This window comes from Streptomyces sp. NPDC047000, assembly GCF_040644295.1.
GTDB lineage: Bacteria > Actinomycetota > Actinomycetes > Streptomycetales > Streptomycetaceae > Streptomyces.
Map to the genome: position 1 here is coordinate 770,138 of NZ_JBEYWE010000001.1, position 22,024 is coordinate 792,161.

The window sequence follows — 22,024 nt, forward strand, 5'->3', positions numbered from 1 at the left end:
CGGGTTTGCCTCTGAGGCAAGAAAGTTGCCTCAGAGGCAAATTTCCGGCTGAATAGGGGGCATGAGCCCTCCAGAAGCCGAGCCCGACGGCTCGGCGGGGCCGGTCGACGACGACCTGCCCGCCGTCGCACCGCAACTGCGCGCCCTGCGCCGTCGCGCCTCCCTCACCCTGGAGACGGCGGCCGGAGCCGCCGGGCTGTCGCCCGCCCACCTCTCCCGACTGGAGACCGGACAGCGCCAGCCCTCGCTCCCGATGCTGCTCGCACTCGCCCGCATCTACGGTACGACGGTCTCCGAACTGCTCGGCGAGCGGGTCGCCGACCGCGACGCCGTGGTGCGCTCCGCCGGCGCGGAGCCCACCTCGGCCGGCGGCTGGAGCTACTGGCAGGCCGGGGCCCCCGGCCGCGGGATGCAGGCGCTGCGTGTCCACGTCCCCCACGGCTCACAGGGCGACATGGTGCGCGTGCACCCCGGCGAGGAGTGGCTGTACGTCCTGCGGGGGCACCTGGTGCTGCGGCTGGGCGACACCACGCACCGGCTCGCCCCGGGCGACAGCGCGCACTTCGACTCGCTCACCCCGCACCGTCTCGCCGCCGCCGCTCAGGACGGCGTCGACCTGCTGTTCGTGCACACCCTTCTGCAGAGTCCCACCGCCGCCCTGTGCCTGGGCCCCCACACCGGAGAGATGCCATGAGCAACATGGAGGAGAAGTTCCCCCGTGCCCTGTGGATCCGCCTGATCATCTACATCGCCGTCGGCCACCTCTTCGCGGCCTTCATCTACCTGCTGTTCTCGGTGGGCGCCAAGTAGCCCACCGGGAACAGCGAGCGCCGCCGCCGGGGCGGCCGTCAGTCGAGCAGCCGGTCCCGCAGCCGCTCCCGGACCGGCGGGGTGACCCCGAGACCGCGCTCCAGATAGGCGTCGACACCGCCCCAGGTCTCCTCGGCGGTCTCCAGAGCCGCCGTCAGATACTCGGCCCGCGCGTCGAACAGCGGGCCGAGCAGCTCCATCACCTCGGGGGAGTAGGCCGAGTCGCCGGTGCGCCGCACCTTGTAGCGGCGGTGCTTGGCGTTGGACTCCAGGTAGTCGGCGAAGATCGCCTCGCGTTCCACGCCCAGCGCGAGCAGCGTGACCGCTATCGACAGACCCGCGCGGTCCTTGCCGGCCGCGCAGTGCATCAGCGCCGGGACGCTGTCCTCGGCGAGCGCCGCCAGCACCCGCGCGTGCTCGCCGGTGCGCTCGGTGACGATCGCCCGGTAGGAGGCGATCATCCGTGCCGCCGCCTTCCCCTCGCCGAGCAGCGCGCGCAGCTGGTCCAGATCGCCGTCGCGGACCATCCTCCAGAACTCGGCGCCGTCCGCCGGGTCGCTCAGCGGCAGGTTCACGTTCCGCACCCCGGGCAGGTCGACGTCCGGGCCCTCCAGCCTGCGGTCGGCGTCGTTGCGGAAGTCGAAGACCGTGTGCAGCCCCAGCGACGCCAGGAACGCGGCGTCCTCGTCCGTCGCGTGCGCGAGATGGCCGCTGCGGAACAGCACCCCCTGCCGCACCCGGCGTCCGTCCACGGTCGGCAGACCGCCCACGTCACGGAAATTGCGCACACCGGTCAGCTCGGGTTCGGTCGACGGGACCTGCTGCGTCACGGAGGCTCCTCTCATCGGCTCCGCCGGTGCTCGGCGGATCCGCCGGCGGATGCGACTTTGACGATACGGCACGGTTTCCCGGGGCAATGGACTGTCCACAGGCCCGGGTGGGGAGAGCGCTTCCGGGGCGTGCGGCCAGGCGCGGGGCGGCCGGGGGGCGGGGATGCGGCGAACGAGTTCTCGCATGTTTTCCACAGGCGTTGCTTCCCGGCGCGCAGCCCTTGATCATGGATCATGTCGGAGTCTGAGCGGGCTTGTCGGGAACTGTGGAGGCGCGGTGCTGGAGATCGCCGGAAACGGACGTACATGGCTGCTGTCGGGGCCGTCGAGCGGCTACGCCGTCCACCTCACGGACGACGACGTGCTCCTCCATCTGCACTGGGGCCCCAGAATCTCCCTGGCCGCCGCCGAGTCCCTCGTCCCCGGGCTGCTCCCGCCGTACCGGCCCTTCGAGTCCGGCCTCGACGGCCGCGAGGAGTACCCCGTCGAGGGCGGCGCCCGCTTCGTGCGGCCCGCCCTGTCGGTGCGCACCGCCGAACGCCGCGGCACGGAGTGGCACTTCGAGGGACATGAGCACGACGCGTCCGGCGACGGCGAACTGCGGCTGCGCTTCCGGGACGGCGGACTCGCGATCACCCTGCACTACCGGATGCGCGACGACGTGGTCGAGCGCTGGGTGACCCTCGGCAACGAGGGCGGCGAGCCGCTGGAACTGCTGCGCGCCGACCCGGCCACCTGGACCCTGCCCGAACGGGAGGACTGGCGGCTGTCCCAGCTGCACGGCCGCTGGGCCGCCGAGTCCCGGCTCGCCCGTACGCCCCTCACCTACGGGGACAAAATCATCGGCAGCCGGCGCGGCCACACCGGCCACCAGCACCTGCCCTGGGTCGCGCTCGACACCGGCGCCGACGAGGAGCACGGCGAGGTCTACGGCTGCGCGCTCGCCTGGTCCGGTTCCTGGCGCATCGCGGTGGCCCAGCTGCCCGACGCGCGCGTCCAGATCACCGGCGGCGCGGGGTACGACGACTCCGGGCTGCTGCTGCTCGAGCCGGGCGAGTCGTACACCACGCCGGTCTTCGCGGGCCTGTGGAGCGACGGGGGCTTCGGCGGGGCCAGCCGCGCCTGGCACGCCTACCAGCGGGCGTACGTCGTCCCGGACGCCGAGCGGGACCGGCCGGTGCTGTTCAACTCCTGGGAGGCCACCCACTTCGACATCACCGAGGAGCAGCAGAGCCTGCTCGCCCGGCGGGCCGCCGCGATCGGGGTCGAGCTGTTCGTGGTCGACGACGGCTGGTTCGGCTCGCGCACCTCGGACCGCGCCGGACTCGGTGACTGGCGGCCCAACCCCGACCGCTTCCCCGGCGGCCTCAAGCCCCTCGCCGACTACGTGCACGCCCTCGGTATGCAGTTCGGCATCTGGGTCGAGCCCGAGATGGTCAACCCGGACAGCGACCTCTACCGCGCGCACCCCGACTGGGTGCAGTTCCAGCCGGGCCGCAGGCGGACCGAGTTCCGCAACCAGCTGGTGCTGAACCTGGCCCGTGAGGACGTCCAGGAATATCTCTGGGAGCAGCTGGACGACCTGCTCGCGTCCACTCCCGTCGACTATGTGAAGTGGGACTTCAACCGCTGCTTCACCGACGCGGGCTGGCCCGGCGAGCCGTACCCGCAGCGGTTGTGGGTCGACCATGTCCGCTCCTTCTACACCCTCCTCGACCGGCTCCGGTCGGCCTATCCGGACGTGGCCTTCGAGTCCTGTTCGGGCGGCGGCGGCCGGATCGACCTCGGGGTGATGAGCCGCACCGACCAGGTGTGGACCTCGGACAACACCGACCCGCTCGACCGGCTGGAGATCCAGCACGGCTTCAGCCAGATCCACCCGGCGCGGGTGATGGCCGCCTGGGTCACCGACAGCCCGAACATCCAGCTCAACCACCGCGCCAGCAGCCTGCGTTTCCGGTTCGTGAGCGCCATGGCCGGCGTGCTGGGCGTCGGCGGTCACCTCAGCGACTGGAGCGAGGAGGAACTCGCCGAGGCGCGCGGCTGGGTGGAGCTCTACAAGGAGATCCGGCCCGTGGTGCAGCGCGGCGGGCAGTACCGGCTGCGTCCGCCGGAGGGCGGACTGAGCGCGGTGCAGTACTCGCTCGGCGACGAGACCGTCGTCCTCGCCTGCCTCCAGGCCCAGCGCTACGGCGAACGTGTCCCCGCGCTGCGGCTGCGCGGGCTCGACCCGGCGGCGTCGTACGAATGCCGCGAAACGGGTGAAGTGCACCCGGGTGCGGTGCTGCTGCACCACGGGCTGCGCACCGGGTTGCAGGGTGACCTGGACGCGACGGTCGTGCGGTTGCGGAGAATCTGAGGCTTCTGTCCGCTTCGTTGCCGCTATGCGGCTTTGGTTGTCCTTCATTGCCGTTCATTGCTCTTCATCGCCCTTCATTCCAACTCGGCCTGGAATGGGGGGCGATGGTGCGGGGCGGGTGAGCAGGCTCATATCCGTGACCGTGAGTCGTCCGTCATGCTCACGTAATCCATGAGGTTTTCCTTGGGAATTGCCGCGGGAATTCCGGGCGGAATGCACGGAGGGTGACCGGGAATTCGGTAAAAGGATCAAGTGAATCGCGCGGCGGCATATCCGTCGACTTGTTACTTCGCGTCCTGGTCGCTTACGTTCACGACCCATCCGGACGGACCGCCGAATCCTGCCGCCGACCGGAATCCGCACACCACCCACCCGACGCACGGCAGGAGCGGGGGACCCACAGGTACCACTGCCTGGTCCGGTCTCCGGAACAGGCTCGGGGTGAAGTCGTGACGTCCCGTCACGGCCGGGCAGCTCCAGCCCGAACCCGACAGCTCACCTCGCAGGCGCCGGAGAGGAATCCGTCATGCCCGCGAAGGGTAAGCACCGCCGTCCCAGGGCCCAGCGCCTCACCCGTTCCATAGCCGCCGCCGGAACCGGCGGTGCCGCGCTGGCCCTGCCGCTCATCGGCGCACCGGGCGCTCACGCGGCGACCGCGCAGCCGGCCGCGGAGACGGTCTCCCGGCCCGTCTCCGTGAAGACCGTTCAGGCCGCGCCGGTCACCGTGCACCGCGCGGGAACGGTGACCGCCGCGACGGGCGCGCGGGTGACGACGTACACCGTCCGCACCGGCGACTGCCTCGCGAAGATCGCCGCCGAGCATCAGGTGCGGGGCGGCTGGCACGACCTCTACCAGGCCAACCGCGCGGCGGTGGGCGGCGATCCGTCGCTGATCCACCCTGGTCTGAAGCTCACGCTCGGCGGGCAGGCGGCGGCGGGCACCGCCGGGTCGCGGACCGCGCCTGCGCGCCCGTCCTCCCCGTCCTCCTCGTCGGCGGCGTCCTCGTCCGCCGGGACGGCGTCCGCCGCGAAGGCCGCGGCCCCCGCCGCCGCCGGCTTCACGCTGCCGGTCTCCGGCGCCGGCGTCGGCACGTCGTACCACGTCGCGGGCAGCATGTGGTCCAGCGGCTACCACACCGGGGTCGACTTCGTGGTCGGGACCGGCACCCCCCTGAAGGCCGTGGGCGCGGGCACCGTCGTCTCCGCGGGCTGGGGCGGCGCGTACGGCAACCAGGTCGTCCTCCGGCTCGCCGACGGCTACTACGCGCAGTACGCCCATCTGTCCAGCCTCTCCGTCTCGGCCGGGCAGTCCGTGACGGCGGGTCAGCAGGTCGGCCTCTCCGGTGCGACCGGCAATGTGACGGGCCCGCACCTGCACTTCGAGATCCGCACCACCCCGGACTACGGCTCGGACGTGGACCCGGTGAGCTATCTGCGCTCGCACGGCGTCGCCGTCGGCTGACCGCCGAGCCGACCGCGCCCGGTCCGCCGGGTACGCGGCGCCGTACCCCCTGCCCCCGTCCCCCCGTACCGCCTGAGGCCGGACCACGATCCCCGGGTCCGGCCTCCGGCCTGCCCGCGCACCCGAGCGCCGGTGCGAGCCCCCGGACCGCGGGCGACCGAGCCGTCAACGCCCCCGGCCGGACGTGTATTCCAGAATTGGACAACGCTTTACGAGTGTCCTTTGTCACCGCTAGTCAAGCCTTGCCTACGGTCGCGTAGGTCACATCACCCGGTGAATCATGGCCCCTTGTGGCAGACGATTCGAAGAGTGACAGCAGATCAGTGATCGGGTCGTACGTGGCGGTGGGGGACAGCTTCACCGAGGGAGTGGGCGACCCCGGCCCCGACGGACAGTTCGTCGGATGGGCCGACCGGTTCGCCGTACTCCTCGCCGACCGGCGGCCCGAGGGCGACTTCGACTACACCAACCTCGCCGTACGCGGCAAGCTGCTCGACCAGGTCGTGGCGGACCAGCTCCCGCGGGCCGTGGAGCTCGCGCCGGACCTCGTCTCCTTCTGTGCGGGCGGCAACGACATCATCCGGCCGGGCACCGACCCGGACGACGTGGCCGAGCGCTTCGAGGCGGCGGTCGGCCGGCTCGCCGAGGTGGCCGGCACGGTCCTGGTGACCACCGGCTTCGACACCCGCGGCATCCCGGTGCTCAAGCGGCTGCGGGGCAAGATAGCGACGTACAACGGACACGTCAGGGCGATCGCCGACCGGTACGGCTTCCCCGTGCTCGACCTGTGGTCCCTGCGGGCCATCCAGGACCGCCGGGCCTGGGACGGCGACCGGCTGCACCTGTCCGCCGAGGGCCACACCCGGGTGGCCCTGCGCGCCGGACAGCTCCTCGGCTACGACGTCCCCGCCGACCCGGAGCAGCCCTGGCCCCCGCTGCCGCCGCGCGGCACGCTGGAGATCCGGCGCGACAACGTGAACTGGGCGCGCGAGTACCTGGTGCCCTGGATCGGCCGCCGGCTGCGCGGTGAGTCCTCCGGCGACCATGTGACGGCGAAGGGCGCGCTGTCGCCGGACGACATCAAGATGCGGATCCGCGCGGTGGCGTAGGCCCCTGCCGCGCCCGGCCGCCGGGCGGTCCACGCCCGGCGGCCGGGTCCGCCCCTGGGCGGCCGGGCCGCCTCGCGCAGGTGCCGGGCATGATCCGGCGGACAGGCCGCAGGGCACGGCCGTGGGCGCCCAGGGAAGTCCAAGAATTCTCCAAGGTTGGGCATCCGCGCAGGTCCGGGGCCTGCGGCCGGGGTCCCGTACGTCGTGCGCCGCCCGGCGCGGCCCAGGAGAGTCCCGGCGCCGCCGGGCGGTCCGACCATAATGGAAAACCTGACTGACGCCACCAGGAGGCACTGTGACCGGTTTGGGTTCCCTGAGCTCCGGGCTCCGTTCGCTGCAGCCCGCGGCTTTCGGCGCGGACCCGAGCGGTGACCGCATGGCGCGGATCCGCAGATCGCCCCACTTCAAGGACGGCGTCTTCCAGAACCCCGAGGGCACCACCCGGATCCGGCCCTCGGGCTCGACGCTGGACTTCGCCAAGATCTACTTCGACCGGGAGCTGCGGCCGCGCCGGGCACCCCGGGGCACGGTCCCGGTGCACCCCACCACCCTGGCCGACCTGGCCAAGCCGCCCGCCACGGGGCTCAGGCTCACCTGGATGGGCCACTCCAGCGTGCTTGCCGAGATCGACGGGCGCCGGGTGCTGTTCGACCCGGTCTGGGGCCAGCGCTGCTCGCCGTTCTCCTTCGCGGGGCCCAAGCGGCTGCACCCGGTGCCGCTCCCGCTGGCCGCGCTCGGACCGGTCGACGTCGTCGTCATCTCGCACGACCACTACGACCACCTGGACATGCCCACGATCAAGGCGCTGGCCGGCACGGACACCGTGTTCGCCGTGCCGCTGGGCGTGGGCGAGCACCTGGAACACTGGGGCGTGTCGGCCGGCCGGCTGCGCGAGCTGGACTGGCACGAGGCGACCGAGGTCGGCGGCATCACCCTGACCGCCACCCCGGCCCGGCACTTCTGCGGCCGGGGCCTGCGCAACACCCAGCACACCCTGTGGGCCTCCTGGGCCGTGGCGGGCGAGGAGCACCGGATCTACCACAGCGGGGACACCGGCTACTTCAAGGGCTTCCAGGACATCGGCGCCGCCCACGGCCCGTTCGACGCCACGATGATCCAGATCGGGGCCTACAGCGAGTTCTGGCCCGACATCCACATGACCCCCGAGGAGGGCATGCGCGCCCACCTCGACCTCCAGGACGGCGAGCCGTCCGGCGTGATGCTGCCGATCCACTGGGCCACCTTCAACCTGGCCCCGCACCCCTGGGCCGAGCCGGGCGAGGGAACCGTCAGCGCCGCGGCGGCGGTCGGCGCGCGCGCCGCCCTGCCGCGGCCCGGCGAGCCGTTCGAGCCGACCGGCGACTCCGTCCCCGCCGAACCCTGGTGGCGCGGGATCTCCGCCGCCCCGGCGGGCGGCTGGCCCGCGCTCCAGGCGCTGCCGCACGCGGTGGCCGAGATCGAGGGCGAGTCGGAGGTCCGTCACGCCGCCCGTCGGACGGCGGCCGACACACCGGCCGACACATCGGCCGACACGCCGGGTGACATGCCCGAGGGCGGGAGCACGGACAGCGGCGACCCGGAAGCCGTACGGGCGAGCTGACCGGGCACCGCGCAGAAGCCTGGGACGAGGGCCGGGGAGCGATCAGCTCCCCGGCCCTCGTCTTGCGTCTCCGACCGGTCGTGACCAGGTCGGATCGTCTTCTGATCGGTTGGTTTCGCGGGTTCGGGCGATGGCGTCGGTCGTGCGTACGGGGCCTCATACCAGAGGGGGACGAGCGGCGCGGGACTTTGCCAACTGTGCGCCGCATGTGATGCGTTGGCGACTACTGTGAGTGTCCGTCGAGTGACGCACTCGACCGGTGCCGTGACGGCGCACGCCTGTCTCGCGTGCGCGCCGCACCCACCCGAAAGGCCCGACGGACCCCGTACGAGGACGCAACGAGGACGCAGATGTCTCACCTCCGTGCACCGGCCCCACGCGCAGACCGCCGCGAGGGAGGACGGCACGGGCGGCCGGTCAACCGCACCGCCCCCGCGCTGCCCGACACCCGGATACGGCCACAGCTGCTGCGCCTCGCCGTGCTGCCGCCCGTCGCGGTGGCCCTCTGCGGCTGCGCGGCCGTCCTGTTCACCGTCCGCTCCGGCGGCGCCCACCACGGCCCCGCCCTGTGGGCCGTCCTCGCCGGCGCCCTCTCCGTGGCCCTCGCGGCCGTACTGATCGCCGCCGTCGCCGCGGGGCGCGCCGCCGCGTCCGTCAGCGAGCGCATCGGCGCCCTGCGCCGCAACACCGCCCGCGGCGAGGCCGATCTGAAGGCCCTCGTGGAGGGACTGCGCCGCGGCGAGGGCCCGCCCGTCCGCCGGGCGCGCAGCGGACCGCCCGACGAAGCCGACGAGTTCGAGCTGCTCGCCGCCGACCTCGCCCACGCCCACGAGGCGGCCGTCGCCACCGTCGTCCGGGCCGCCCAGCTCTCCAGCCGGACGAGCAGCGAGCAGAAGCTGGAGGTGTTCGTCAACCTCGCGCGCCGCCTTCAGTCCCTGGTGCACCGCGAGATCTCCATCCTCGACGAGCTGGAGAACGACATCGAGGACCCCGATCTCCTCAAGGGCCTCTTCCACGTCGACCACCTCGCCACCCGTATCCGCCGTCACTCCGAGAACCTCGCCGTCCTCGGCGGCGCCGTCTCCCGCCGCCAGTGGAGCAACCCGGTCCCCATGACCGAGGTGCTGCGCTCCGCCATCGCCGAGGTCGAGCAGTACCACCGGGTGAGGCTCGTGCCGCCCGTCGAAGGGGAGCTGCGCGGACACGCCGTCGCCGACGTCATCCATCTGCTCGCCGAACTCGTCGAGAACGCCACGGTGTTCTCCGCGCCGCACACCCAGGTGCTGCTGCGCGCCAGCCTCGTCACCTCCGGACTCGCGGTCGAGGTGGAGGACCGCGGCCTCGGCATGCCGCTCGGCGAGCAGCAGCGGATGAACGCCCTGCTGGCCCACCCCGACCAGGTCAACGTCGCGGGCCTGCTGGCCGACGGGCGCATCGGGCTCTTCGTGGTCTCCCAGTTGGCCCGGCGGCACGGCATCCTCGTCCGGCTCCAGACCAACATCTACGGCGGTGTGCAGGCGGTGCTGGTCGTACCGGCCGGGCTGCTCGGCCCGGCGCCCGCCGCCGACGCCGGGCCCTGGCTGCCGCCCGCCGCCGAGGCACAGCCCCGGCTTCCGTACGTCGCCGGGACCGTGCCGCAGCTGCCCCACACCGCCGGTCCCACCGCCGGACCGGGGGAGACGGCGGCACTGCCCCGCCAGACCGCCCCGGAACCGGCCGCCGTACCCCGGCAGTCCCCGGCCCGGCCCCCCGCCCTGCCCCAACCCCCTTCCCTGCCCAGGCAGTCGGCGGCCGGACCCGCCGCCGCGTCCCCCTCCCCGCAACCCGGCACGGACCGGGCCGGCGAGCACACCTCGCCGCGGTCCGGGGCCGCCCGGCCCGGCGAACCCGTGGCGCTGCCCGCGCGGGGCGGCCACGGGGAGCGGCCCGTGCCGCAGCCCGGCGCGGCCGGGGCCGGTGGCCGGTCCGGTGAGCCGCCCGGGGTGCCTGGGGTGCCCGTGCCGCTGCCCGGCGCGGCCGGAGCCGGTGATCCGTCCGGGGTGTCGTCCGGTGCGGACCGTCCCGGCGAGCGGTGCGGACCGCGGTCCGACGCGGACAGGTCCGGGGACTTCCCGGCGCCGCTGCCCGTGCGGGGCAGTCATGAGGAGCGGCCCAATCCCGCCGAGGCACGGCCCGGGATCCGGGCCGGGGAACGGCAGGCCGTCGCCGAGCACCTCGGCGCCCCGCCCGTCCCGCGTACCGGCGCCCCGCCCGCCCCGCGTACCGCCGCCGCGGCCGCCGCCACGGACCGGCCCCGGCTGCCCCGGCGCCGCGACCAGGAGAACCTCGTACCGCAGCTGCGCGGCGGTCCCGCGCCCCGCCGGTACGACGAGCACGTCGGCCACGACCCCGGCCTGATGGCGGCCTTCCGGCGGGGCATCAGCCTCGCCGAGACCCAGGAGACGCGCCGGACCGCCCCCGCCGAGCGCCCGCCCCGGACCCCGGCGCCCCAGGCCCAGGCCCCGGCCCACGGGGAGACCGCCGCCGTCACCGCCACCACCTCGTCGGCCCTCCTCGACCTGACCGCGGCGCGCGCCGCCCGCGCCGAACCTCCCACCGGGCACGACGGGAACGAGCCCGCCGGATGACCACGACCGGCGTTCCCGCCCCGGCCCCCACCACCCCGGCCACCCGCACCACCCTCACCGCTCCCGCAGACCTTCGTACCCCAAGGAGTCGATCCACCATGGCGAGCGAAGCGCCGACCGGCACCGCGCGCACCTCCGACCTCGACTGGCTGATGACCGGCCTGGTCCAGCGGGTGCCGCACACCACCAGCGCCGTACTGCTCTCCAGCGACGGTCTGGTGAAGTCGGTCCACGGCCTCGACCCCGACAGCGCCGACCACATGGCCGCCCTGGCCTCCGGCCTCTACTCCCTCGGCCGCAGCGCGGGCGTGCGCTTCGGCGACGGCGGGGAGGTGCGCCAGGTCGTCGTGGAACTCGACGCGACGCTGCTGTTCGTCACCACCGCGGGCTCCGGCACCTGCCTCGCCGTGCTCGCGGGCCGCGACGCCGACGCCGCCGTACTCGGCTACGAGATGGCCATGCTCGTCAAGAGCGTCCGCCCCTGTCTGGAGACCGCCCCCCGGCAGCAGCACGCCGTCGAACCCCTTGCGACGAGGCTGCCTTGAACGTGGCGGCCGCCGGTGACCCGCCGTGGCTCGACGACGCGGCCGGACGACTGGTGCGGCCCTTCACCGTCAGCAACGGCCGCACCCGGCCGACCGTGGCACTCGACCTGATGTCCCAGGTGCTGGCCACCGGAACCACTCCCCTCGGCTGTCTCGGCCCCGAGTACACGCGGGCGCTCGACCTGTGCGCCGCGCCCGTCTCGGTCGCCGAGGTCGCCGCCCATCTCAGGCTCCCGGCGGCGGTCACCAAGGTGCTGCTGTCGGACCTGGTCGACTGCGGCACGCTCGCCGCCAAGTCCCCCGCCCACCACCACGACCCCACGGACCGGTCCCTACTGGAGGCAGTGCTCGATGGACTACGCCGGCAGCTCTGAGTACGGCAGCGCGGAGCACGACGACGCCCCGGACCCCTTCCCCACCGCGCTGAAGATCCTGGTGGCGGGCGGCTTCGGGGTCGGGAAGACGACCCTCGTCGGCGCCGTCAGCGAGATCGCGCCGCTGAGCACGGAGGAACTGCTCACCACCGCCGGCGCCGGGACCGACCGGCTCGACGGCATCGAGAACAAGGTCGAGACGACCGTCGCCATGGACTTCGGCCGCATCACCCTCGACCCGCGGCACGTCCTGTACCTGTTCGGCACACCCGGCCAGGAACGCTTCTGGTTCATGTGGGACGAGCTGTCCGCGGGCGCCCTCGGCGCGATCGTCCTCGCCGACACCCGGCGGCTCGCGGAATGCTTCGCCGCCGTCGACTTCTTCGAGCGGCGCGGCCTCGGATTCATCGTCGCCGTCAACGAGTTCGACGGCTCCTTCCGCTACGACCCCGAGGAGGTGCGCCTCGCGCTCGACCTCGCCCCCGGCATCCCCGTGGTGTCCTGCGACGCCCGGATCTCCAGCTCCGGCATCCAGACCCTGCTCACCCTCGTCCGCCACCTCATCGCCCACGCCTCGGCGCCCGCGCGCGGCCAGAGCGTGCCCCGCTGACCCGACCCACCTCCCGCACCCCGCCCGAACGCCGCCGACGGAGGCCGCCCATGAGCTACGAACCGGCCCGCCCCGCCCGGGGCCTGCTGCTCACCCCCGAGGACCGTGAGGCCCCCGCACGCGCCCGCAGACTGCGCGAACTCGGTCTCGGCCGGCACGCCGACCCCGCCCTCGACGCCTACGCCGACCGTCTCGCCGAACTCGGCGGCGCCCCCTACGCGATGGTCAACTTCATCGACGAGGAACAGCAGTTCTTCGCCGGGCTGCGCATACCGTACGCGGGGACGGCCGTGAAGGCCGACGGCACCCGCCCCGAGCTGGGCCGCGGACAGCCGCGCGACCACGGCTTCTGCCCCCATGTGGTGGTGCGGCGCCACGCCCTCGTCCTGGAGGACGTGCGCGACTATCCGCGCTTCGCGGGCAATCCGGTCGTCGACGAGTACGGCATCCTCTCCTACCTCGGCGCGCCGCTGATCGACAGCACCGGCATGGTGCTGGGCACGGTGTGCGTGGCCGACGTGCGGCCCCGGGCGTGGGGGAGGAGCGGCCTGGACACCATCAAGGCGACGGCCGCGGAACTCGTCCTGCGGCTGGAGCGGCGCGGGGCCGACGGTTTCCCCCTGTGACCTCGCGCCCCCGTCCCGCGCGGGTGATTGTCAGTGGTGGTGGCTACGGTTCGTGACATGCCGGACGCCGAAGACGTACGCCGTATCGCCCTGTCCCTGCCGGACACCACCGAGAAGACCGCCTGGAACATGCCCACGTTCCGGGTGGCCGGGAAGATGTTCGCCACGCTGCCCGAGGACGAGACGTCCCTCGCCGTGCGCTGCCCCCGGGAGGAGCGTGACGAACTGGTGCTGGCCGAACCGGAGAAGTTCTGGATCGCCTCCCACGAGGCCCAGTTCGCCTGGGTGCGGGCCAGACTCGGCGCGCTGGACGACGAGACCGAGCTGCGTGACATCCTCGCCGACTCCTGGCGCCAGGCCGCCCCGCCCGGCCTGCTGGAGACCCACCCGGCGCTGGGCGCGCCGCCGGGGGAGTGAGCCCCGGCCCCGTGCCGCGCCCGTCAGCCCGTGACGACGGCCCGCCCCGCGAGGAACGCCCCGATCCGCTCCCGCAGGGCGCCCGCGTCCAGTCCGTGCGCCGCGGCATGCTCCTCGGGACTGCCGTAGCGCCGCAGCTCACGGCGGCCGACGCCGAGCCCCAGCACCCGGTGGGGCACCTCTGCGAGCGCCTCGGTCACGGCGCCCGCGGAGGTGCCCGCGAGATACGGCTCGACCAGCACGACATCCGTGCCCGCCGCCGCGACGGCGTGCCGCAGCGCCGCCGCGTCGAAGGGCCGCACGGTCGTCGCGTACAGCACGGTGACGTCGAGCCCCTCCGTGCCGGCGAGCACCGCGTCCAGTACGGGCCCCACCGCGACGACGACACCCGAGCGCCCCTCCCGGAGGGTGCGCAGCCGGCTCCCGTCGACGGGCACGGCGGCCGTGTTGGACCGCACGGACAGCCGGACGTACACCTTGTCGTCGCCCGCCCCGACCGCGTGCCGCAGCAGCGCCTCCGCCTCGTCGGGATGGCCCGGCACATGGACCGTCCAGCCGTCCAGGGTGTCGAGCAGCGCGATGTCGCCCGGCGCCATATGGGTGAAGCCGCCCGAGGACACGTCGAAGGAGGCCCCGGCACTCACCAGTACCGCTCCCGCGCCCTGGTGCCCGAGGTCCAGTTTGACCTGCTCGAAGGGCCGCTCGACGAGGAAGGAGGCGAAGGTGTGGATCACCGGCCGCAGTCCGGTGAGCGCGAGCCCCGCCCCGACGCCGAGCATCAGCTGCTCCCGGATGCCGACGTTGATCACCCGGTCGGGGTGCCGTAGTGCCGTGTCCTCGAAGGCGGCCGCGCCGATCTCGGCGAGGACCAGCGCGACACGCGGATCCTCGTCCAGCAGCCGGGAGAGAACGGGAACGAAGCGGTCCCGCATGGTGTCCATGAAGGCCGGGCCTTTCTGTGAGAACGGGCAGGAGACGTACGGGGACGACAGATCACGTCAGGAGTTCTTGTCCTCGACCCGGGCCACGACGACATGCGGCCGTCCCGGATGCGGCGCGGTGAAGGCGCCGTACAGCGCCTCGTGGTCCCGCCCGTCCACGCTGACGGCGGACCACCCGGCGACCTCGAAACGCGCCGCGATCCCGCCGGGCAGCCGGTGACTGGCGGAGGCGTTGTCGACGACGACGGCGTGCAGCCGCTCCAGACCCGTCGCCCCCGCGAAGGCGATCGCCTCGTGATTGCTGCCCTCGTCCAGCTCCGCGTCCCCGAGCAGCACCCACACCGCCGGCCCGGTCAGCCCCTGGGCGCGCAGCCCCAGCACCTCGCCGACGGCGATCGGCAGCCCGTGCCCCAGCGAGCCGCTGGAGATCTCCACCCCCGGCACGAGCACCCGGTCGGGGTGATACCCGAGCGGCGAGTCGTACGCCCCGAACCCGGGCAGCCACCGGACCGGGACGAAGCCCTTGGCGGCCAGTACGGCGTAGTACGCCATCGGCCCGTGCCCCTTGCTCAGCAGGAACCGGTCCCGCTCCGGATCCTCCGTGCTCCCCGGCCCGACCCGCAGCACCCGGTCGTGGAGCACCCACAGCACATCGAGCGTGGACGTCGCGGCGGGCCCGTGCTTCTCGTCGCCGGTCATCAGGCTCATCAGCCCGGACAGCTCCGCGTGACCGTACGTCCGTCCCTGCCCCTCGGTGATCGTCATACCACCGATCGTGCAACCTCGACCGGACTTGAGGTCAACACCGCGCATCCGGACCGCGGCATCAACGGATGCGCGATCACCAAGCCGAGTGCGGTATGGTTTCCTTGCACGTTGTGACCAGGGAAACCCCAGGTCAAACGGCACCGGGACGTGGCGCAGCTTGGTAGCGCACTTGACTGGGGGTCAAGGGGTCGCAGGTTCAAATCCTGTCGTCCCGACTCGATGGAGTCGCAGGTGAAGGGGCGGTTTCGGAGAAATCCGAGACCGCCCTCGATCGTTCTCGGGGACCGGTCGGGGACCAGCGGTCCTTGATCGGTGCCGGCGAGTGAGGACAGCCGTCGGGGAAGGGAACGCGGGGCGCGCGGCGACGGCACGGTCCACCGCCGCGATGAAGCGACCGACACCCCGGTCGAACACAAGCAGTACGGCACCTTCGACGCATACCACCGTCCCGGCCGGCCGCCGTATCGACACCGTGGTCAAGCCGACGGAGAGAGGCCGGCCGGGAGCAGCTCCGAGGCGGTACCCCCGATGCCCGGTCGGCTTCTCGACGGCTGCTCGCCCGGTGGCCATCCGGACCCCTCGCTGACGCCGCGGTGACGCCTCCGTAACGGCCCTCTTGCCAACGTAGCCATCGCCGGACGGGCCTGGACGACCCGCCGGGACCGGACTACCAGCGGGGGAATCATGTCGGCATTCGGGGACCGGGCGCTGTTGGCACTGAGTGACCCTGTCGCTCTGGGGGCGTTGCTGTCGCCCACCGACGGTTCGGGTGACCAGCGGGTCCGCACCATGCTGGCCTCGGTCTACGACCTGTCGGCCGTCCGGCTCGATACGATCACCGACGCACGGGTGGGGGAGATCGCCCTGCAACGGCCGCTGTTCCCGACCGGCCGCCAGGACGGGGCATGGTCGCAACTCGTACCGTCCTACACACGTACGGAACTGACCCTGACCGTGCCCGAGCCCACCCGGCCGGTCTGGATCGACCTGCGCGCCACCATCGACGTCACGCTGGTCGCCGAGATCGACCCGGCCGGCGCGGAATCGGTGGTGGCCCGGGCGTTCGACGACTTCGCCACCTTCGACGAGTTCCGGGCGAGGTTCACCTTCTTCGATCTCGACGCCTTCCTCACCGAGCACGGGATCAGCACGGTGGAGGAGCTGAAGGACGCCTTCCGCTACGTGGTCGCTGAGATACAGCTGCGCACACCGCCCCCCTTCGATCCCGACGACCCGGCGAACACGCACACCCTGCCGGTCACCCTGGCGGCCGTGGTCGTCGACCCGTTCGACCTCGCCGGCGGGCTGCGCGCCACCCGGCTCGTACGGGAGGCGGCCCGGCCCCTGACCGGCCCGGTCCCCGCCGGGCTCCCGGCCGAGGCCACCGAGGCCTGTGCGACGGCCCTGGTCATCGCCTCCGACGGCCTGCCCGACGGGCTCGCCGCGGCGGATGTCGAACGGGTCTGTGCCGCCGAAGGCGTCGTCAGCCTCTTCCTGCCGGCCTCGTGAGGAAGCCGTCATGACAGCGACCGAGGAGCGGGCCGACCGGCCCGGGACCCGGCTCACCCCTATCCGCCACCGATTCGGCCTGACCGGCCCCGCCATGGAGGAGAACCCTGATGCCCGTTCGGTATATCCGGGTTGACCCGACCGTCAACCTGTTCGCACCGGCCGTCCGCGCGTTCGGCACGATCGCGATCGTGGGCCGTGTGACCGCCCCGGCCCCCACCCCGCCCGCGTCGGCCTCGGCGTCGGCCAAGAAGTCGGCGGCCGCGGACGCGGCAGCGGCTGTGCCGCCCACGCCGGTGGCGTTCACCAGCCCGGACAAGGCGGAGGAGACCTTCCCGGGAGAACTCGGCAAGGCACTCACGCTGGTCTTCCGACAGAGCCCCGGCCCGACTCTCGTCTACGGCGTCCCGGTCGACGCCACCGCGCCGGACTGGAAGGGCGCGCTTTCAGTCGTCGCCGGCCTGAACGTCCAGCTCGTCGTCCTCGCCAACACCCCGATCGACGCCACCTCGAAGACCCCCGACGGACCCATAGGCCTGCTCTCCGCCCACGTCACCTCGGTGTCCGAAACAGGTGCCGACGGGATGGAGCGCATGGGTGTCGCGATGCTGCCCAAGGGCAGCACGGACCCGAAGGTGATCCTGTCCAACGAACGGATGGTCTACATCGCGCACAACAGCGAAGAGGACGCGGCGGTGGCCGTGACCGGCACCATCGCGGGCTACGAACCCTTCGTGTCGCTGCTGCTGAAGCAGGTGAACATCGAGAGCCCGCCGTTCAACCCCACCGACATCGACACCTTGAACGGACCGACGGAGGTCTCCGGATCGGGCCCGACGGGAGCCGGTGTCAACTGGCTGACAAGTCCGGCGCTCATCCCCGGCAACGGCGTCTACATGGGCGAGGGCTACACCGGCAACCCCGGCAGCCCCAAGAAGTACATCGACGTCTGCCGCTTCATCGACCACCTGTCCTTCCTGCTCAAGGCACAGCTCATCGGATCGATCGGGAACGTGCGGATCAGCAGGTCCGGGCTGCGCGCCCTGGTCGCCCAGATGGAGGCAGTGCTCAGCCCCTTCGCGGACGCCGGCGTCCTCAACAGTTTCGAGATCGTCGTCCCCGTCCTCGCCCTCCTGGACAAGGACCCGGCCACGCTCACCACCGACGAGGCGAGCCGGATCCACACCGCCGAGGTGCAACGCCTCGTGCAGGTGCTGGCCGCCGTCGAGTACGCGGGCGCCGTGCACCGGATCTCCATCGACCTGAAGTTCGAGTAGGGAACTTCGACCAGCCACATCCCACTAGGAAGGCACACCTGATGGCCGACTGGAACACCCGCCTCGAAGTGAAACTCGGGGACTCCACCATCACCCCCATCTCGACGTTCACCCCGACCTTCAACGTGCCGCACACCGTGCTGCACAGCGTCGAGGCGGACAACGTCGGGTTCGTCCGCCAGCCCGCGACGTTCACGTTCACCATGGGCGTGCCGGCGGTCGCGACCGCGGTCGCCGACCTGACCCAACTGGCCACGGAGGGAACCGAGTTCCAGATCATCGTGGCCGAGAAGAAGGGTACGGACTGGGCCTTCAACTCGATGAGGTTCGCCCGCTGCGTCGTCACGTCGGCGAACCCCAGCAACGTGGTGATCGACGGCGTCCCGCAGGCGAGCTTCACCTGCCTCGCGCTCTCCGTCGGGGTCGAGGCGTAACCCGTGGACGGCGACCCGGACGAGGGTCCGGACGGCGTCGAGAGCGATCCCGGCGGCCAGGACGTGTTCCCCGTACCGGGGTTCGCGACCGGCGGCCGGGTGGAACGCACCGGGATCGCGCTGGTGCACGAGGGCGAGTACATCGTCCCGCAGGCCGGCAGCGAGGCCGTGATCTCGCCGGAGAGCGAGTCCACGGTCGTCAACTACTACTTCCCGGTCCAGGTGGAGGTCGTGGGGACACTGCCGGACACCGAGGTCCAGCGGGTGGCCGGTTACGTCTTCGACCAGCTCGACCGGGAACTGGCGACCCGGATCTGACGGACGCCGACGAGCCGGACCCGACGGATGTGAAGGGGGAGGAACACGATGGCTGATGCGGTGAACCTGCCGGTGCTGGTGGGCCCTGTGCAGCTGATGTACGTGCAGAGCATGACCATCAACGAGGGCTACCGCATCGAGCGGATCATGGGCAGCCGGTTCTCCCAGGCCACCCAGCCCACGAACAAGACGATCGCGATCGAGGCCGTCCTGCTCGGCCCGCAGCGGCTGGAGCAGAAGAAGGCCCTGGAGGCGCTCGCGCTCACCTCGCGGCTGCTGGTCGCCGCCATGGCCCGGGGAGAGTCGGCGGTCGGTATCCCGGTGGTGTCGGGACTGACCACCAGTCTGAACATGCAGGTCACCGACCTGCGCTTCACCCAGGGAGTGGCCAAGCGGGACGCGCTGGACGTGTCGATCACGCTCCAGCAGATCCCGCCGGCCCTCACCACCGCGGTACTCGGCGAGATCGGCGACCTCGTCCTCGCCGTCGGCACCGCGGCCGTGCCCACCGGACCGGTGGCCAGTCCCATCGCCCGTGTCCCGGGCGGCCTGTTGTAAGTCCGCGACGAACCCCGTCATGACCAAGGAGGCAGGATATGGCGGCCCTGAACTATCTCGCCCTGCCCATCGACCCGGCCGACGGGTTCCCGCAGGCGTTCCGACTCTCCCTCGGCGTTCGCTCCTACCGGTTCCGGCTCTACGCCAACGTTGCGGAGGACCTCCTCGACGACGCGTCGGGCGACCTGCTCGACCTGCCGGCCCGAAGGGCGTTCCTCGTGCTGTCGGTCGACCGTGAGGAGCCGGCAGGCCTGACCACCATCCTGCGGCGCAAGCTGGCGCCCGGCGTGGAGTACCACGCGGCCGAACTGGCCCTGACGTTCCCCACGATGCTGCTGGACCCACGCAATCTCAACGGCGTCGGCTCGTTCGGCTCCCGGGTCGTCGGAGGGGTGGCCCTGCGATGAACGAACGGGCGAACTCCCGCCGGGAGGTGGCGACATGAGCTTCGTGATCCGGTACGAGGTCGAGATCTCCGCGCCCCTGGCATCCGGCGGGACCGGACTGCCGCTGACCGTGTCCAACGACGTGCTGGCCGGCTCCTTCGTGCTCGACGCCGACATCACCGTCACGATGACGGAGGGCGCCGCCACCGACACGTTCGAGGTCACGCTCATCAACCTGCCGACGGACGTGATCGACATGATCCGCGCGGTCCAGGCGCGGACGGCGGTCAACGTCTCCATCAGGCTCGGCTACTTCGACGACCCGTCCACCACGACGGGCGACGCCGGCCGTGTCCTCGTGGGGCGGGTCACCAGGATCTCCGGCACCGTCGGCCAGGACGGCTACGCACGCACGGTGCTGTACGGGCAGGAGGAGGGCGGTTACCTGCTGCGCAACAAGCCGGTGGCCGTCGGCAGCCCGGCCGGGACGAGCGCGCAACTGTTCGCCCTCAACCTGCTGAAGAAGGCGGGCGTGCCGGTCGCGGCGGGGTCGACCCTGCCGGGAGACCTGAGCGGCTTCACCGTGCGCAGCGGGTCCACCCTGGACGCGCTGCGCACCCTGGCCGAACGGGGCAACGTGCCGCTGGTGGTCCGCGACGGCACTGTCCACCTCGGTGCGGCGGTCGGCGCCGCCAAGGACACGGCGCCGGTGGCGCTCGACCCCGACATCAACATCGTATGGCTGGACAGTTCCTACGGAGAGGACACCGACGGGGCGTTGTCGCCGCCGGTGCGGGCCACCGTGAACCTGGCCGTGCTCGGGCATCCGCGGCTGCGTGTCGGCCAGGTCGCGAAGATCACCGGGCTGTCCGGCGTGCCCGACGGCACCCTGCGGCTGACACGGGTGGTGCACCGGTTCACCACCTCCGGCGGATACACCGCGGAACTCGGCCTGATCGCGGCCGCCGCGGGCGAACGGGCCCAGGTCACGACCGGTGTCCAGGTCGTGGTGGACCGCTGGCGGGGCATGGTGGACCGGGCCCGCGACGACCACCCGGCCGTCGACGTCGGCGAGGTCACCGAGTACGCCGCCGGCGCCGACAGACACCTCGCGTCCCTGCACTACGCCCAGGTCCCCGACCCCGGAGTGGTCGCGCCCAGCGTGGACAGCCTCGTCGACACCGGCGCGAGCATGCACGAGAAACCGATCGCCTCGGTGTTCGCGTTCGACCGCACGGGCCTGGTCGTGCCGGTGTACCCCGGCATGCGCGCCCTCCTCGCCCACAACCGGGGCGCCGTCAACGACGCCGTACTGGCCGGGTTCCTCTGGCCGGACAACCCGGCGACGCGACGCCCGGCCAACGAGCCCGGCGACTACTGGCTGGCGCTGCCCACCGCACTCGGTGACGACGGCCGGCCGACCGGCCCCGGAGCCAACGACCTCACCGACGCGGGCGGTCACCGGATCATCCAGACGACCGGTCTGCACATCGTGGTCGGCAAGGACCTGCTGCCCGAGGTGGGCGCCCGTCCGAAGCCGCCGGACGACGACACGATCACCATCGAGCACCACAGCGGTACGACCATCACGGTCGGCGCCGACGGCACGGTCACCATCAGCACCAAGGACCGACCGATCCGGCTGACCAACGGCACGGTCGGCCTGGCCCTCGACGGTTCCGCCGTGGCGGTGTCGTGATGGCCGCCGTTCTCACCGCCGCGTCCACGCTCCAATGTCCGCACGGGGCACCTCTGTTGATCGTGCCCGGCGGACACCTGCTGACCGTGGACGGCCAACCCGTCCTCACCCGCGCCGACCTGCTCACCGCGACCGTCCCGGCCTGCCCGAACAAACCACCGTGCGGCGCGGTCGCCTCCATCGACACCGGCCTCGCCACGACGCTGAAGGTCGGGGGCGAACCGGTGGCACTGGAGACCGCACAGGGACCGACCCTGACGGCCACGCCCTGGCGGGTCGTCTCGGCCGGCCAGACGAAATTGGAGGCAACATGACAACGCCGACGTCCCCGGACCCGTTCGGGCGCGGCCTGCGCGTGGACGACGGGGACCTCGTACTCGACGGCGGGGACCTGGCCGAGGTGACCGGGATCGCCAACCTCACCCAGGCGCTGACCCTGCGGGTCCTGACACCCTTCGGCTCCGACCGGTTCAACACGGGCTACGGCCTGGACGTCACCCAGGCGTTCACCGAACCGAACGGCACCCGCGTCGCCAAGCAGCTCCTGAAGCTGAACCTGGTCGGCACGCTGGGCACGGACCCGAGGGTGAGCGAGGTCAGACAGGTCACCTTCGACGACGATCCCGAACGCCTGGCCGCCGGACCCGGCGCCGTGGCACAGGCGCGCGCCGCACAGGTCCGCCGCGCGTGGACGGTCGAGGCCGACCTGGAGACGGTGGCCGAGGTTCCGGTCACGCTGCGCGTGAACGTGGAGGTGTGACGACC

24 protein-coding genes, 1 tRNA gene and 1 riboswitch are annotated in these 22,024 nt (G+C 72.4%); of the genes, 22 read left to right on the forward strand and 3 right to left on the reverse strand.

Annotated elements, in window-relative coordinates; all coding sequences use genetic code 11:
- Positions 1-61: 61 nt before the first annotated feature.
- Both ABZ862_RS03120 and ABZ862_RS03125 read left to right on the forward strand, forming a co-directional pair.
- The gene (locus ABZ862_RS03120; protein ID WP_360951231.1) at positions 62-694 is read left to right on the forward strand and encodes an XRE family transcriptional regulator; all 633 of its coding nucleotides are present in this window, start codon (positions 62-64) and stop codon (positions 692-694) included.
- Entirely contained in the window at positions 691-810 is a 120-nt protein-coding gene (locus tag ABZ862_RS03125; RefSeq protein WP_360951234.1) for a DUF6126 family protein, read from the forward strand. Before ABZ862_RS03120 ends, ABZ862_RS03125 begins: the two co-directional genes overlap by 4 nt.
- 38 nt (positions 811-848) lie before the next feature.
- Here ABZ862_RS03125 and ABZ862_RS03130 read toward each other — a convergent pair whose 3' ends face one another.
- Positions 849-1,640, reverse strand: coding sequence for a tyrosine-protein phosphatase (locus tag ABZ862_RS03130; protein ID WP_360951237.1), 792 nt, complete (start codon positions 1,638-1,640; stop codon positions 849-851).
- Between the two features lie 277 nt (positions 1,641-1,917).
- On the opposite strand from ABZ862_RS03130, the gene ABZ862_RS03135 reads away from it, so the two are divergent.
- The 10 genes from ABZ862_RS03135 (at position 1,918) to ABZ862_RS03180 (ending at position 13,369) form a co-directional block, all read left to right on the forward strand.
- Entirely contained in the window at positions 1,918-3,999 is a 2,082-nt protein-coding gene (locus ABZ862_RS03135; RefSeq protein WP_360951240.1) for an alpha-galactosidase, read from the forward strand.
- 359 nt (positions 4,000-4,358) lie between these two features.
- Positions 4,359-4,521, forward strand: a riboswitch (cyclic di-AMP (ydaO/yuaA leader).
- A gap of 4 nt (positions 4,522-4,525) precedes the next feature.
- Positions 4,526-5,461: a LysM peptidoglycan-binding domain-containing M23 family metallopeptidase gene (locus ABZ862_RS03140; protein ID WP_360951247.1), complete on the forward strand. Its 936-nt coding sequence runs from the start codon at positions 4,526-4,528 to the stop codon at positions 5,459-5,461.
- A 323-nt stretch (positions 5,462-5,784) separates the two neighbouring features.
- The gene (locus ABZ862_RS03145) at positions 5,785-6,570 is read left to right on the forward strand and encodes an SGNH/GDSL hydrolase family protein (RefSeq protein ID WP_360951443.1); all 786 of its coding nucleotides are present in this window, start codon (positions 5,785-5,787) and stop codon (positions 6,568-6,570) included.
- A gap of 295 nt (positions 6,571-6,865) precedes the next feature.
- The gene (locus ABZ862_RS03150; protein WP_360951250.1) at positions 6,866-8,170 is read left to right on the forward strand and encodes an MBL fold metallo-hydrolase; all 1,305 of its coding nucleotides are present in this window, start codon (positions 6,866-6,868) and stop codon (positions 8,168-8,170) included.
- 350 nt (positions 8,171-8,520) lie between these two features.
- Complete coding sequence (locus tag ABZ862_RS03155) at positions 8,521-10,797, forward strand: ATP-binding protein (RefSeq protein ID WP_360951253.1); 2,277 nt, start codon at positions 8,521-8,523, stop codon at positions 10,795-10,797.
- Between the two features lie 98 nt (positions 10,798-10,895).
- Positions 10,896-11,342 carry a roadblock/LC7 domain-containing protein gene (locus ABZ862_RS03160; RefSeq protein ID WP_360951256.1) on the forward strand — a complete coding sequence of 149 codons (447 nt, stop codon included), beginning with the start codon at positions 10,896-10,898 and terminating at the stop codon, positions 11,340-11,342.
- 2 nt (positions 11,343-11,344) lie between these two features.
- Positions 11,345-11,716: a DUF742 domain-containing protein gene (locus tag ABZ862_RS03165; RefSeq protein WP_360951446.1), complete on the forward strand. Its 372-nt coding sequence runs from the start codon at positions 11,345-11,347 to the stop codon at positions 11,714-11,716.
- Positions 11,694-12,326 (forward strand): ATP/GTP-binding protein, encoded by a 633-nt coding sequence (locus tag ABZ862_RS03170; RefSeq protein WP_360951259.1) that lies wholly within the window; start codon positions 11,694-11,696, stop codon positions 12,324-12,326. The genes ABZ862_RS03165 and ABZ862_RS03170 overlap by 23 nt, the downstream gene beginning before the upstream one ends.
- Positions 12,327-12,376: 50 nt before the next feature.
- Positions 12,377-12,952 (forward strand): GAF domain-containing protein, encoded by a 576-nt coding sequence (locus ABZ862_RS03175; RefSeq protein ID WP_360951262.1) that lies wholly within the window; start codon positions 12,377-12,379, stop codon positions 12,950-12,952.
- Between the two features lie 57 nt (positions 12,953-13,009).
- On the forward strand, positions 13,010-13,369 hold the full coding sequence (locus ABZ862_RS03180; protein WP_360951265.1) for an MmcQ/YjbR family DNA-binding protein: 360 nt from the start codon (positions 13,010-13,012) through the stop codon (positions 13,367-13,369).
- Between the two features lie 23 nt (positions 13,370-13,392).
- Here the strand turns inward: ABZ862_RS03180 and ABZ862_RS03185 are convergent, their stop codons facing one another.
- Together ABZ862_RS03185 and ABZ862_RS03190 are read right to left on the reverse strand one after the other, a co-directional pair.
- On the reverse strand, positions 13,393-14,310 hold the full coding sequence (locus tag ABZ862_RS03185; protein WP_360951268.1) for a transketolase C-terminal domain-containing protein: 918 nt from the start codon (positions 14,308-14,310) through the stop codon (positions 13,393-13,395).
- Positions 14,311-14,367: 57 nt separating this feature from the next.
- Positions 14,368-15,075 carry a transketolase gene (locus tag ABZ862_RS03190; RefSeq protein WP_360951271.1) on the reverse strand — a complete coding sequence of 236 codons (708 nt, stop codon included), beginning with the start codon at positions 15,073-15,075 and terminating at the stop codon, positions 14,368-14,370.
- Between the two features lie 144 nt (positions 15,076-15,219).
- On the opposite strand from ABZ862_RS03190, the gene ABZ862_RS03195 reads away from it, so the two are divergent.
- From ABZ862_RS03195 to ABZ862_RS03240, 10 genes are all read left to right on the forward strand, one after another.
- Positions 15,220-15,293, forward strand: a tRNA-Pro gene (locus ABZ862_RS03195).
- 469 nt (positions 15,294-15,762) lie between these two features.
- Positions 15,763-16,587 carry a hypothetical protein gene (locus ABZ862_RS03200; protein WP_360951274.1) on the forward strand — a complete coding sequence of 275 codons (825 nt, stop codon included), beginning with the start codon at positions 15,763-15,765 and terminating at the stop codon, positions 16,585-16,587.
- Positions 16,588-16,697: 110 nt separating this feature from the next.
- Positions 16,698-17,864 carry a hypothetical protein gene (locus ABZ862_RS03205; RefSeq protein ID WP_360951277.1) on the forward strand — a complete coding sequence of 389 codons (1,167 nt, stop codon included), beginning with the start codon at positions 16,698-16,700 and terminating at the stop codon, positions 17,862-17,864.
- A gap of 41 nt (positions 17,865-17,905) precedes the next feature.
- On the forward strand, positions 17,906-18,298 hold the full coding sequence (locus ABZ862_RS03210) for a hypothetical protein (protein WP_360951280.1): 393 nt from the start codon (positions 17,906-17,908) through the stop codon (positions 18,296-18,298).
- Positions 18,299-18,301: 3 nt separating this feature from the next.
- Complete coding sequence (locus tag ABZ862_RS03215) at positions 18,302-18,616, forward strand: hypothetical protein (RefSeq protein ID WP_360951283.1); 315 nt, start codon at positions 18,302-18,304, stop codon at positions 18,614-18,616.
- A 48-nt stretch (positions 18,617-18,664) separates the two neighbouring features.
- A complete protein-coding gene (locus tag ABZ862_RS03220) occupies positions 18,665-19,174 on the forward strand; it encodes a hypothetical protein (protein WP_360951286.1) in 510 nt (169 codons plus the stop codon).
- Positions 19,175-19,212: 38 nt separating this feature from the next.
- On the forward strand, positions 19,213-19,581 hold the full coding sequence (locus tag ABZ862_RS03225; RefSeq protein ID WP_360951289.1) for a hypothetical protein: 369 nt from the start codon (positions 19,213-19,215) through the stop codon (positions 19,579-19,581).
- A gap of 34 nt (positions 19,582-19,615) precedes the next feature.
- Entirely contained in the window at positions 19,616-21,259 is a 1,644-nt protein-coding gene (locus tag ABZ862_RS03230) for a hypothetical protein (RefSeq protein ID WP_360951292.1), read from the forward strand.
- A gap of 62 nt (positions 21,260-21,321) precedes the next feature.
- On the forward strand, positions 21,322-21,573 hold the full coding sequence (locus ABZ862_RS03235) for a hypothetical protein (RefSeq protein WP_360951295.1): 252 nt from the start codon (positions 21,322-21,324) through the stop codon (positions 21,571-21,573).
- On the forward strand, positions 21,570-22,019 hold the full coding sequence (locus ABZ862_RS03240) for a hypothetical protein (RefSeq protein ID WP_360951298.1): 450 nt from the start codon (positions 21,570-21,572) through the stop codon (positions 22,017-22,019). Before ABZ862_RS03235 ends, ABZ862_RS03240 begins: the two co-directional genes overlap by 4 nt.
- Positions 22,020-22,024: the final 5 nt, after the last annotated feature.